General features: G+C 70.6%; 10 protein-coding genes and 1 pseudogene. 3 read left to right on the forward strand and 8 right to left on the reverse strand.

Going from position 1 to position 11,687, the window contains the following annotated elements; genetic code table 11:
• Window positions 1–175: 175 nt before the first annotated feature.
• From VDQ18_RS20010 to gatC, 4 genes are read right to left on the reverse strand one after another with little or no spacing between them, the layout of a single operon-like run.
• A complete protein-coding gene (locus VDQ18_RS20010; protein ID WP_323022666.1) occupies window positions 176–835 on the reverse strand; it encodes an N-acetylmuramoyl-L-alanine amidase in 660 nt (219 codons plus the stop codon).
• 1 nt (window position 836) lies between these two features.
• On the reverse strand, window positions 837–1,643 hold the full coding sequence (locus tag VDQ18_RS20015; RefSeq protein ID WP_323022667.1) for a hypothetical protein: 807 nt from the start codon (window positions 1,641–1,643) through the stop codon (window positions 837–839).
• A gap of 34 nt (window positions 1,644–1,677) precedes the next feature.
• On the reverse strand, window positions 1,678–3,162 hold the full coding sequence (gatA, locus tag VDQ18_RS20020; RefSeq protein WP_323022668.1) for an Asp-tRNA(Asn)/Glu-tRNA(Gln) amidotransferase subunit GatA: 1,485 nt from the start codon (window positions 3,160–3,162) through the stop codon (window positions 1,678–1,680).
• A complete protein-coding gene (gene gatC, locus VDQ18_RS20025; protein ID WP_107752612.1) occupies window positions 3,159–3,449 on the reverse strand; it encodes an Asp-tRNA(Asn)/Glu-tRNA(Gln) amidotransferase subunit GatC in 291 nt (96 codons plus the stop codon). Before gatC ends, gatA begins: the two co-directional genes overlap by 4 nt.
• A 146-nt stretch (window positions 3,450–3,595) precedes the next feature.
• Here gatC and VDQ18_RS20030 point away from each other — a divergent pair, with 146 nt between their 5' ends.
• Window positions 3,596–4,894 carry an efflux RND transporter periplasmic adaptor subunit gene (locus VDQ18_RS20030; protein WP_323022669.1) on the forward strand — a complete coding sequence of 433 codons (1,299 nt, stop codon included), beginning with the start codon at window positions 3,596–3,598 and terminating at the stop codon, window positions 4,892–4,894.
• The gene (locus tag VDQ18_RS20035; protein WP_323022670.1) at window positions 4,891–8,001 is read left to right on the forward strand and encodes an efflux RND transporter permease subunit; all 3,111 of its coding nucleotides are present in this window, start codon (window positions 4,891–4,893) and stop codon (window positions 7,999–8,001) included. Before VDQ18_RS20030 ends, VDQ18_RS20035 begins: the two co-directional genes overlap by 4 nt.
• Before the next feature lie 18 nt (window positions 8,002–8,019).
• Here VDQ18_RS20035 and VDQ18_RS20040 read toward each other — a convergent pair whose 3' ends face one another.
• The gene (locus VDQ18_RS20040; RefSeq protein WP_323022671.1) at window positions 8,020–8,367 is read right to left on the reverse strand and encodes a DUF6768 family protein; all 348 of its coding nucleotides are present in this window, start codon (window positions 8,365–8,367) and stop codon (window positions 8,020–8,022) included.
• The gene (locus tag VDQ18_RS20045) at window positions 8,354–8,914 is read right to left on the reverse strand and encodes a sigma-70 family RNA polymerase sigma factor (protein ID WP_323022672.1); all 561 of its coding nucleotides are present in this window, start codon (window positions 8,912–8,914) and stop codon (window positions 8,354–8,356) included. The genes VDQ18_RS20040 and VDQ18_RS20045 overlap by 14 nt, the downstream gene beginning before the upstream one ends.
• Before the next feature lie 133 nt (window positions 8,915–9,047).
• Here VDQ18_RS20045 and serS point away from each other — a divergent pair, with 133 nt between their 5' ends.
• The gene (gene serS / locus VDQ18_RS20050) at window positions 9,048–10,340 is read left to right on the forward strand and encodes a serine--tRNA ligase (protein ID WP_323022673.1); all 1,293 of its coding nucleotides are present in this window, start codon (window positions 9,048–9,050) and stop codon (window positions 10,338–10,340) included.
• A gap of 248 nt (window positions 10,341–10,588) precedes the next feature.
• Here the strand turns inward: serS and VDQ18_RS20055 are convergent, their stop codons facing one another.
• Together VDQ18_RS20055 and VDQ18_RS20060 are read right to left on the reverse strand one after the other, a co-directional pair.
• Complete coding sequence (locus tag VDQ18_RS20055; protein ID WP_323022674.1) at window positions 10,589–11,467, reverse strand: N-acetylmuramic acid 6-phosphate etherase; 879 nt, start codon at window positions 11,465–11,467, stop codon at window positions 10,589–10,591.
• Window positions 11,464–11,687, reverse strand: a pseudogene (locus VDQ18_RS20060) (N-acetylglucosamine kinase); the annotation flags it as partial. The pseudogene VDQ18_RS20060 and the gene VDQ18_RS20055, both read right to left, overlap by 4 nt.

Below are 11,687 nucleotides of genomic sequence, written 5' to 3' on the forward strand. Positions count from 1 at the left end.
GTCTGCCCCCCTCTTGGCCTGCGGCCAATTCACCCCCCGAGGATATTTGGAGAACAAAGAAGGCAAGTTAGCGCCCTCTTAACCTTGATCTTTGTTCTCTAAATATCCTCGGGGGTTTCCAAAGGGGGCCCGAGGGTCCCCTTTGGCGGGGGGTGCGGGGGGCTGGCCCCCCGCTTCACCCTTGCCGGGTGAGAGCCTTCGCCAATGCCCGGTCGGTCGCGTCTTCGGGGCCTTCATGCCTTGGGCGGAACCGGAGCCGGAAGGCGGCGAGGCGGAGGTCGGGGGCGACGTCGGGATAGCCCAGGGTATCGAGCGAGACTTGAAGCGGGGTCTCCGCGTCGCCCGGGGCCTCGGGCCAGAGGGCGAGGCCCTTCCGTGCGAGGCGTTGCCAGTCGAAGCGCGGGCCGGGGTCGACCTTGCGGGCGGGGGCGAAGTCGGAATGGGCGATGACGCCCTTGGCCGGGATCGTCCAGCGGGCGAGGATGTCGGGCAGCAGCGTCTCCAGCCGGTCCATCAGCGGCGCGGCGAAGGGGCTCTTGCCGTCATTGTCCAGCTCGATGCCGATGGAGCGGGAATTGACGTCGCCGCGGCCCTGCCATTCGCCGGTGCCGGCGTGCCAGGCGCGGGCCGCTTCCTCGACCAACTGCCAGAGCCTGCCGTCGCGGCCGATCAGGTAATGGGCCGAGACCTCGGCCGCCGGATCCGAGAGCCGGGCGAGCGCGGCTTCCGCCGAGATCATCTCGGTGAAATGGATCACCACCAGCTCGGGGCGGAGCCCGTCGCGGCGGGGTCCGTGGTTGGGCGAGGGATGCCAGAGGGCGCCGGGGATCGGCATGTCAGCGGCGGGCGAGGGCCTGGCGCAGGGGCGTCGGGTCCCACCAGCAGGCGAAGCCGTCGCCATCGGGATCGAGGTTGCCGCGGTCGCGTTCCGGCCCGCCGTCTTCCAGGAACGCCTGCTGGGCGGCGTCCTGGTTGCGGTATTGCAGGCAGGCGTTCTCCCAGCGCGACCAGCGCAGCGGGTTGATGCGGCGATAGGTCTCGGTCCCCACGGCCTGGGTCTGGCTCAGGGCATAGGCCATGAGGTTCGGGCCGCCATGCTCGGACGGGGCCGGGATCGAGGCGGTGACGATCGGTGCCTGTTGCGGCGCGGCGCCCTGGGGGGTGATCCGCTGCGCTTCGCCCGCGTGATAGACTTGCTGGTCCTGCACCCCGCCGCGGGGCGCGGTGGCGCTGGCGGCGACCACCGGGGCGGGCGCGGGGATGGAGGCGGGCGCCGGAGCGGCGGAGGTGGTGGTCGGGGCCAGGGTCTGGGTGGCGATCGGGGCCTGCGGCTGCGGCGGGGGCAGCGTGCTGGCCATGGCGCTCAGCGGTGCGCGCTCGCGCTGGGGGATCGCGTCCAGCGTGGTCGGGGCGCTGGCGGGCATCGAGGCGGGGGGCAGGATCGTGGCCGTCCGGCTTTCGGGCGGCACCGAATAGGGGATCGAGGACCGGGAGGCGGGCGTCGTGCTGCGGTCGCGCAGATAGCGCTGATAGTCGCCGAAGCCGACCCCGCTGTTGGTCATAGTCGCCAGGTTGTCCGGTCCCGCGGCGCAGCCCGCCATGCCCAGAAGGGCCAGCGGTGCCGCCAGTGCCAAGATGCGCATGTCTGCCTCTGCTCGATTATATTTTTCGAGCAGATTACCACCATTTTTGCGGTTTGGAAACAAAACCGGCCGCCGTCTCCAGCACATGCGCCGTGTTCAGGAGATCCGCCTCACCCCAGGGCTTGCCGATCAGCTGCAGGCCGAGCGGCAGGCCGCGGCTGTCCAGCCCGGTCGGCACCGCGATGCCCGGCAGACCCGCCAGGTTCACGGTCACGGTGAAGACGTCGTTGAGGTACATCGCCACCGGGTCGGCATCCGCCATCTCGCCCAGGCCGAAGGCCGAGGACGGGGTGGCAGGGGTCAGGATGGCGTCGACGCCAGCCGCGAAAGCCTCGTCGAAATCGCGCTTGATCAGGGCGCGGACCCGGCGGGCGCGGTTGTAATAGGCGTCGTAGAAGCCCGCGGACAGCACATAGGTGCCGACCATGACGCGGCGCTGCACCTCGGGGCCGAAGCCTTCGGCGCGGGTCTTTTCGTACATCTCGGTGATGCCGTCGCCGGGCGCGAGTTTCGCCCGGTGGCCGTATCGCACGCCGTCATAGCGGGCCAGGTTGGACGAGGCCTCGGCCGGGGCGATGACGTAATAGGCGGGCAGCGCGTATTTGGTGTGCGGCAGCGAGATGTCGGTGATCTTCGCGCCCGCGTCCTTCAGCATGGCGGTGCCGTCGGACCAGAGTTTCTCGATCTCCTCGGGCATGCCGTCCATGCGGTATTCGCGGGGAATGCCGATGGTCTTGCCGCGGATGTCGCCGGTGAGCGCGGCCTCGAAATCCGGGACCGGGATATCGGCCGAGGTCGAATCCTTGGGGTCATGGCCGACCATCGCACCCAGCATGATCGCCGCATCGCGCACGGTCTTGGTCATCGGGCCCGCCTGATCCAGCGACGAGGCGAAGGCGACGATGCCCCAGCGCGAGCAGCGGCCATAGGTCGGCTTGATGCCGACGGTGCCGGTGAAGGCGGCGGGCTGGCGGATCGAGCCGCCGGTATCGGTGCCGGTGGCGCCGAGGCAGAGGTCGGCCGCGACGGCGCTCGCCGAGCCGCCCGAGGAGCCGCCCGGAGTCAGCGGCGTTGCGTCATTGCCGCGGCGCCAGGGGTTTACGGCATTGCCGTAGCACGAGGATTCGTTGGACGAACCCATGGCGAATTCGTCCATGTTGAGCTTGCCCAGCATGACCGCGCCCGCATCGCGCAATTGCGCCGAAACGGTCGATTCATACTCGGGCTTGAAGCCCTTGAGGATGTTGGACGCGGCCTGCGACGGCACGCCCTCGGTGCAGAACAGGTCCTTGATGCCCACCGGGATGCCGCACATGGCGGGCGCGTCACCGGCGGCGATCCGGGAGTCGGCGGCGCGGGCGCGCTCCAGCGCGATCTCGGGCGTCTTGTGGACGAAGGCGTTCAGCGCGTCGGCCGCGTCGATGGCCGTGAGGCAGGCCTCGGTCAGTTCGACCGAGGTCACCTCGCGTTTTTTCAGCGCGTCGCGGGCGGCGGCGATGGTCAGGGTGTTCAGGCTCATTCCACCACCTTCGGCACGGCAAAGAAGCCCTCGCGGGCATCGGGAGCATTCTTCAGGATCCGGTCCTGGATATTGCCATCGGTCACACCATCCGGGCGACGCTTGAGGCGCATGGGCGTGACCGAGGTCATCGGCTCGATGCCGGTGACATCGACCTCGTTCAATTGCTCCATGAAGCTCAGGATGCCCGAGAGCTGCTCGGCCAGCTGCGGCAGGTTCTCGTCGGGGACGCGGATACGGGCGAGTTTCGCCACCCGGCGCGCGGTCTCGATGTCGATGGTGGACATGGCGTTCTCCACTGGGCCCGGAAGGGGATCGATCTGGGATCGCCAGCGGTTTAGCCGCAGGGGCGGATGGGTGCAAGCGCGGCGGCGCGGGTTGCCGACGGAAGGAGGCGGGTCTAGCGTGGAAGACCAAAAGACGGGGGTGCGGGATGCGGCGGCTTTTGGCCTTGGGAATGGTGCTGGCGCCGATCGCGCTGGCGGCTTTGGGAACGGCGCGGCTGGTGGCCGAGGCGCCGGGGCCGGGGCGGGTCGCGGGGGCCGAAACGGGGCTTGCGGTCCGGGTGGCGGCGGTGACGGCGGCCCCCTTCGTGCCGGTGGCGCAGGGCTGGGGCAATGTGCGCGCGGCCGACAGCTGGACGGCGATGAGCGAGGTGCGCGGCTCGGTCCTCTGGCGCGACCCGGATCTGGCCAGCGGCCGGGTGGTGCACGAGGGGGCGCCCCTCCTCAGGATAGATCCGGCGGATTATCAGCTGGCCATCGCCCAGGCCGAGGCGGATCTGGCCTCGCTTACCGCCGAAGCCGCGCAGATCGCGGCCGAGGCCGAGAATACCCGCCGGGTGCTGGAACTGGAGGAGGCGCGGCTGGCGCTGAGCGAGGCCGACGCGGCGCGGACGCGTGAGCTGGTGGCGCAGGGCACTGCCGCCGCCTCGCGACGGGACGAGGCCGAGCGGGCCCTGCTGGCGGCCCGGCGCACGGTGGTGGAATTGCAGAACGTCCTGTCGCTGATTCCGTCCCGGCAGGACCGCAATGCCGCGCAGGTGGCGCGGACCGAGGCCTCGCTGGCCCGGGCGCGGCGGGATCTGTCGCATACCGAGATCGCCGCGCCCTTCGATCTGCGCATCACCTCGGCCCCGGCTGAGCTCTATCAGGTCGTGTCGGTGGGGCAGGTGCTGGTCTCGGGCGAGGGTCTGTCGCGGGCCGAGGTTCTGGCGCAGGTGCCCATCGCCGCCTTTCAGCGCATGCTGAGCGGGGTGGTGATCGACGGCAGCATCCTCGATATCGTCGATCAGGAACGCGAAGGGCTGGTGCAGGTCGCGGTCGAGCCGGTCAGCAACCCCGGCCAGATCTGGGAGGGGCGGCTCACGCGGGTGGAACCGGCGCTGGATCCAAGGGCGCGGACCGTGCAGGCGGTGATCGAGGTCGCCGATCCCTATGACGGCGCCGATCCGCCCGAACGCATCCCGCTGGTCGGCAACCTGCAGGTGCAGGTGACGATGACCGGCCCCGAGCTGCCCGAGGTGATCGCCATCCCGGCGGGGGCGGTGCATGGCGGCACGGTCTATCTGCTGGACGAGGGTGGGCGGCTGGAATTGCGCGACGTCACGGTGGCGTTCCGGCAGGGCAACCTTGCGGTGATCGCCGAGGGGCTCACGGCCGGGGAGCAGCTGGTGCTCGATGACATCGCCCCGGCCATTCCGGGCATGGCGCTGACGGCGGTTTCGCCGTGATCCGCTGGTTCGCGGGCCATCCGACGGCGGCCAACCTGCTGCTGATCCTGTTTCTGGCGGTGGGCGCGCTGTCCCTGCCGACGCTGGTGCGTGAGACCTTCCCCGATTTCCGCGATACCGAGGTCGAGATCGCCGTGACCTATCGCGGCGCCACCGCCGCCGAGGTCGAGGAGGCGATCTGTCGCCCGCTCTGGGATGCGGTGCAGGGGGTGGAGGCGCTGAAGGAGCTGCGCTGCACGGCGCAGGACAACCGCGCCCGGGCCGTCGCCACCATGGCCGAGGGGGGCGATGCGATCCGCTTCGTCAACGCGCTCAGGACCGAGGTGGGCGCGCTGGACACGCTGCCGTCCCGGGCCGAGGCGCCGCAGGTGCGCGAATTGCACCGTACCGATGTCGTGGCCTCGGTCGCCGTCTCGGGGGCGCTGCCCTTGCGCGACCTCGACCTCTATGCCGAGGGGCTGGCCGACCGGCTGGCGGCGCTGCCCGAGATCGCGGTGGTCAACCGCTCGGGCCTCGGCACCCGGCAGTTCCGGATCGAGGCCGACCGCGCGGTGCTGGCCCAGCACGGCCTCACCCCCGCCGGGCTCGCCAATGTGCTGGGCTCGCAGAGCCTTGACCAGCCCGCGGGCACGCTGGAGACCCCGGGCGGCGATCTGCGGCTGCGCCTGACCGAGGAACGGCGCAGCATCGAGGAACTGGAAGCGCTGCCCGTGCTGGTCGAGGACAACGGCGCCCGGCTGGTGCTGGGCGATGTGGCACGGGTGAGCGAGATCCACGCGCCCTTCGAGGACCGCGCCTTCGTCGATGGCGTGCCGGCGATCCTGCTGGAGATCCACAAGCCCCACGGCACCGACTCCCTGCGCGCGCTTGAGGCCCTACGCGCGCAGATCGGCGCCGAGACGGCGCATCTGCCGCAGGCGCTGCGCGTCGAGGTGGTGCAGGACACGACCTCCATCGTGCGCGACCGTCTGGCGATGCTGATCCGCAACGGCGCGGCGGGGCTGGTGCTGGTGGTGATCGTCATGAGCCTGTTCTTCCGGCCGGGCCTCGCGCTTTGGGCGGCGATGGGTCTGCCGGTGGCGATGGCGGGGGCGCTGGCGATGATGGCGCTCATGGGGCTGACGCTGAACATGATCACGCTGGTGGCGCTGCTCATGGCCATCGGCATCGTCATGGACGATTCCATCGTGCTGTCGGATTCCATCGCCGTGGAATCGGCGCGGGGCGACGGTCTGGCCGGCGTGGTGCGCGGCGTCATGGCGGTGGCGCCGGGGGTCATGGCCTCGGTCCTGACCACCATCGCGGTGTTCGGGCCCTTGGCCTTTCTGGCCGGGCAACTGGGCAAGGTGTTGCAGGTTCTGCCGGTCGTGCTGATCGCGGCGCTGGCGGCCAGCCTGATCGAGGCTTTCCTGATCCTGCCCCACCACCTGCGTCACGAGGGCGACCGTGCGGGCAAGCCCGAGGGGCGGTTCCGCCGGGGCTTCGATCGCGGTTTCGATCATCTGCGCGAGGGGATGGGCCGTCTGGCCGATCTGGCGATCCGGGGGCGGTATCTGACCGTGGGTCTGGCGATTGCCGGGCTGATCCTGACCCTTGGCGCCGTGGGCTCGGGTCTGGTGAAGCGCGAGGCGCTGCCCGACATCGACGGCGATGTGCTGGAGGCGCGGATCCTGATGCCGCAGGGCACGCCGCTAGCCCGCACCGCCGAGGCCGTGGCGCAGGTGGAGGCGGCGCTGGCCCGGGTCAGTGACAGGCTCTCGCCCGACCAGCCCGAGGGGCAGCCGCTGGTGGTGCGGCGCATCACCCGGATGAACCGCAACGTCTCGGCTGGCGAGGCCGGGGCGCATGTGGCGACCGTCGGCGCCGATCTGTTGAGCGCCGAGATCCGCGCCACGCCCCTCGACACGATTGCCGAGGCCTGGCGGGCCGAAATCGGCCCCTTGCCCGGCGCCTCGTCCCTGATCATCGCAGAGCCGGGGATCGGGCCGCAGGGCGTGGCCATCGAGATCCGGCTCACCCATCCCGACCTTGACGTGCTGCACACCCAGGCCGCCCGGGTGCTGGCCGAGCTGCAAAGCTATGCCGGGATCCGCAACGCCATGATCGACCTGCGCCCCGGCAAGCCCGAATTGCGGCTGACGCTGACCGAGGGCGCCCCGGCGCTGGGCCTGACCGCGGCCGAGGTGGCGAACCAGCTGCGCGCCGCCTTCCTGGGCGCCCCGCTGGAAGACGTGCGCCGCGGCACCATCGCCCATGAGGTCGAGCTGATCCTCACCGGCACCGACCGCGACGCGCTGGCCGATCTGGAGGATTTCCGCTTCCTGCTGGCCGATGGCCGCAGCGTCCCTTTCGACACCGTGGTCCGGGTCGAGGAGGCGCGCGGCTGGGGCACCATCACCCAGGTCGACGGGCAGCGCGGCGTCACGGTTCAGGCCGATGTCGACCAGCGGCTCGGCAATGCCGATGCCATCACCGCCGCCCTGCGCGCGACCCTGCTGCCGCAGATCGAGGCCGAGGTGCCGGGCCTGACCGTCCATGTCGAGGGGCAGGCGGCGAATCTGGCCGAGACCTCGGGCTCCATCGTCCGGGGCTTCGTGATCGGGCTTCTGGGGATCTATCTGGTGCTGTCCTTCCAGTTCCGCAGCTATGCCGAGCCGGTGATCGTCATGCTGACCATCCCGCTGGCCTTTCTGGGCGTGGTCTGGGGGCATTGGGCGACGGGCTATGACATCTCCATGCCCTCGATGATGGGTGCGGCCTCGCTGGCGGGGATCGTGGTGAACAACGCCATCCTGCTGGTCGAGGTCACCAAGGCGCGGGTGGCCGAGGGGCTGACGCTGGCGGCAGGCGCGGGGGCGGCGGTCAGGGCGCGGTTCCGGCCCATCGTCATCACTGTGGGAACAACGGTGATCGGCATGGTGCCCTTGCTGGCCGAAACCTCGCTTCAGGCGCAGGTGTTGAAGCCCCTGGTGGTGAGCGTCGTCTTCGGCATGATGGCCTCGACGCTGCTGGTGCTGGCGGTGCTGCCTGCGCTCTACGCGATCCTCGACGATCTGGGGCTGGCGCGGGCCTATCGGCCGGAAGCAGACGGCGCGGCCGGGGAATAGGCCCGGCCGCCCTCTGGCTCAGCGATCTTGCGCCAGGCGCAGCTCCAGCCGCCGTATCGCCAGCAGCACGCGGTTGGCCTGCATCACCGGCATCAGCGCCATCTTCAACTGGGTGGCGATGATGGCGAGCGTGGCGGCGCTGATCCCCCATTTGATCGCCGCCACCGCCTCGGTCGCGGCGTAGAAATGCCAGCCCGCCCAGACGGCGGCCAGAAAGAGCACGATCTGCACCGCCATCACCACCCAGTTGGTCCAGCTGCTGCGGCCGTGGAAGATGCTGAAGGCCAGCGGGAAATAGCCGGGGTCGGGCAGGGCCTTGTCATCCTCGGCCAGTGCCTCGGCGATCATGCGGTCAAGGTTGTCCATCGGTTTCTCCTTCCAGATGCGCCCTGAGCCGGGCGCGGGCGTTCATGAGCCGGGACTTGACGGTGCCCGGCGGGATGTCGAGGGCATGGGCCACCTCGGCCACCGACATCCCCTCGAGGTAGAACAGCGCCAGCGCCGCGCGCTGCGGCGGGGGCAGGGTGGCGATCGCCGCCTGAAGATCGGGCGCGCTGGGCGCGGTGTCGGGGGCGGCGACATGGTCGGGCTGGCTGTCGCCAAAGCCCTTGTCCGCCACCCGCCGCCGCTGCCTGCGCCCCAGATCCCGCGCCGCGGCCCGGGTGACAATACGGAGCGCGAAGGCCAGGAACGCGGTTTCATCCCTGAGGCCGGGCAGGGCGCGGGCGATGGCGATCCAGCTTTCCTGCACCACGTCGCGGGCGGTCTCGGTCTCGTCGGTGAGCCTGCGCGCATGGGCCAAGAGCCGCGGCGAGCAGAGCCGCACCAGCGCCGCCAGATCCCTCTCGCGTCCCAGCCGGGCGCCCGCGGCGTGATAGGCGACGAGCGCCCGGAGTTTCGCAGTCTCGGCCATGACCTTGTCCTTGCCCTTTGCCTCAAGGTGCCGATCCGGGGGGCTTCGGTTCATCGCGGCGGTGACATTAACACTGTCTTTTCCCGCGTCCCGCTTTGGTGCATACCTGCGCCAAACCGAATTCGAGGACATCATGCACGACATCCGCGCCATCCGCGAGAATCCCGCCGCTTTCGACGCCGCTCTGGCCCGCCGGGGTCTGGGTCCGCAATCGGCCGCGCTTCTGGCGCTGGACGAAGGGCGCCGGGCCAAGATCCTCGCCGCCGAGACGGCGCAGGCCGAGCAGAACCGCGCTTCCAAGGAAGTCGGCGCCGCCAAGGCCAAGGGCGACAACGCCGAATTCGAGCGTCTGCGCGCGCTGGTGGCCGAGAAGAAGGCCGAGATCGCCGCCCTGACCGCCGAGGCCGCGGCCGAGGATGCCGCCCTGACCGCGGCGCTGGAGGTGATCCCGAACCTGCCGCTGGCCGAGGTGCCCGATGGCGCCGACGAAAACGACAACGTGGAAATCCGCCGCTGGGGCGAACCGCGGGCGATGGATTTCACCCCGGTCGAGCATTTCGACATCCCGGCGGTGAAGCCCGGCCTCGATCTGGGGCTGGCCGCGAAACTCTCGGGCAGCCGCTTCATGGTGCTGAAGGGCGCCGTGGCCCGTGTCCACCGGGCGCTCGCGCAGTTCATGATCGACACGCATACGACCGAGCACGGGCTCGAGGAATGCTGGACCCCGGTGCTGGTCAAGCCCGAGGCGATGTACGGCACCGGCAACCTGCCGAAATTCGCCGAGGACAGCTATGAGACGACGAATGGCTGGTGGCTGATCCCGACCTCGGAAGTCACCATGACCAACTTCGCGGCGGGTGAGATTCTGGACGGCGCGACGCTGCCGGTCCGGATGACGGCGCATACTCATTGCTTCCGGTCGGAAGCGGGTTCGGCCGGCAAGGACACGACCGGCATCCTGCGTCAGCACCAGTTCGAGAAGGTGGAGATGGTGACGCTCTGCCACCCCGACGAGGCCTTGGCCGAGCATGAGCGGATGACCGCCTGCGCCCAGGCGATCCTGGAGAAGCTGGAGCTGCCCTACCGGACGGTGGTGCTGTGCACGGGCGACATGGGCTTCGGCTCGCAGAAGACGCATGACATCGAGGTCTGGCTGCCGGGGCAGGGGAAATACCGCGAGATTTCCTCGTGTTCCACCTGCGGCACCTTCCAGGCCCGGCGCATGAACGGCCGCTTCCGGCCCGAAGGCGGCGGCAAGCCGGAGTATCTGGCCTCGCTCAACGGCTCGGGGCTGGCCGTGGGGCGGTGCCTGATCGCGGTGCTGGAGAACGGGCAGCAGGCGGATGGCTCGGTCGAGCTACCCGCGGCGCTGCATCCCTGGCTGGGCGGCAAGACGCGGATTTCGGCCGAGGGACGGTTGGTCTGAGGCACTAGGCGGGGTGCGGATGGTGCGTGCAGAGCACGCACCCTACGGGTTTGTCGCGATCATGGGCGGAGGTGGGATTTCATCCCACCTTGTGGGGTCGGTCCGCGCACGGTGCGTGCAAGCACGCACCCTACAGGTCGGCCAATCCTGCGGGCGCCGGGAGGGGCGAACCGCCGCCAGAACCCCGCCCCGTAGGGTGCGTGCTTGCACGCACCTTCAACGACCGCCCCAGGCCAACCCGGCCCGCCTCACCCCTGTAAAGCCGCCGCCAGTCTCCCGCCCGCTGCCGCGAGCCGCGCCTCGGCCTCGGCGACGCCCAGCCCCAGCGTCAGCATCACCACCGCCATCTTGATCGTCCCGCCCTCGGCCAGCGCCGCCGCCGCGGCTTCCACCGGGGCGTCGGTCAGATCCGCGACCATCGCCACCGCGCGCGCCTTCAGCTTGTCGTTGGTCGGCCGCATCTCGACCATCCGGCCGCGGTGGACATAGCCCAGCCGGATCATCACCCCGGTGGACAGGCAGTTCAGCAGAACCTTCTGCGCCGTTCCCGCCTTCATCCGCGTGGACCCGGCGATGATCTCGGCCCCGGTTTCGGCCACCAGCGCGATCTCTGCCTCGCGGGCCAGCGGCGCTTCCGGCGCGTTGAGGATGGCCAGCGTCAGCGCGCCGATCTCCCGCGCGGCCCTCAGCCCGGCCCGCACGAAAGGCGTCCGGCCCGAGGCCGCGACGCCGATCACCACATCCGCCTCGGTCAACCCGAGCGCCGCGAGGGCTGCAGGCGCCTCGGTCAGGCTGTCCTCGGCCCCCTCGACCGCTTTCAGCAACGCCCCGGGACCGCCTGCCATCAGGGCCACCGCGCGGTCAGAGGGCCAGTCGAAGGTCGGCGGCAGCTCGGCCGCGTCCAGCACCGCCAGCCGCCCCGACGTCCCCGCGCCCAGATAGATCAGCCGCCCGCCACGCCCCAGCCGCTCGGCGCAGGCGTCGATGGCACGGGTGAGCGCGGGCAGCGTTCCGGCCACGGCGGCGACGGCGGCGAGTTGCGTCTCCAGCAGCGCGGCGGCGAGGTCGCGGGTGGGCCAGGTCTCGATCCCGGCAAAGCGGGTGGCGGCCTCTTCGGTGGAGCTCATCGGGCCTCCGTCAGGGCGATATGCGCGGCGGCGAGGGCCGCGTCGGGAGTGGGGAAGGTCAGGCTCAGGTCGGGCGTCCCCTGAAGGATCCCCGCCCTGATCGAGGGATGCAGGCCCAGCGCGCCGCCGAAGACCGCGACCGGGCCGGCACCGGCGCGGGCGTGGATCAGGCGGCAGAGGCGGGCGATCTCGGCCCCGGCCTCGGCCATCAGGGCCAGCG

It is taken from the genome of Pararhodobacter sp., assembly GCF_034676075.1.
Classification (GTDB): domain Bacteria; phylum Pseudomonadota; class Alphaproteobacteria; order Rhodobacterales; family Rhodobacteraceae; genus Pararhodobacter.

Excerpts from the sequence above, each read along its gene's own strand:
- VDQ18_RS20010 (WP_323022666.1), bottom strand. The coding sequence starts at position 835 with ATGCCGATCCCCGGCGCCCTCTGGCATCCCTCGCCCAACCACGGACCC.
- VDQ18_RS20015 (WP_323022667.1), bottom strand. The coding sequence starts at position 1,643 with ATGCGCATCTTGGCACTGGCGGCACCGCTGGCCCTTCTGGGCATGGCG.
- gatA (WP_323022668.1), bottom strand. The coding sequence starts at position 3,162 with ATGAGCCTGAACACCCTGACCATCGCCGCCGCCCGCGACGCGCTGAAA.
- gatC (WP_107752612.1), bottom strand. The coding sequence starts at position 3,449 with ATGTCCACCATCGACATCGAGACCGCGCGCCGGGTGGCGAAACTCGCC.
- VDQ18_RS20030 (WP_323022669.1), top strand. The coding sequence starts at position 3,596 with ATGCGGCGGCTTTTGGCCTTGGGAATGGTGCTGGCGCCGATCGCGCTG.
- VDQ18_RS20040 (WP_323022671.1), bottom strand. The coding sequence starts at position 8,367 with ATGGACAACCTTGACCGCATGATCGCCGAGGCACTGGCCGAGGATGAC.
- VDQ18_RS20045 (WP_323022672.1), bottom strand. The coding sequence starts at position 8,914 with ATGGCCGAGACTGCGAAACTCCGGGCGCTCGTCGCCTATCACGCCGCG.
- serS (WP_323022673.1), top strand. The coding sequence starts at position 9,048 with ATGCACGACATCCGCGCCATCCGCGAGAATCCCGCCGCTTTCGACGCC.
- VDQ18_RS20055 (WP_323022674.1), bottom strand. The coding sequence starts at position 11,467 with ATGAGCTCCACCGAAGAGGCCGCCACCCGCTTTGCCGGGATCGAGACC.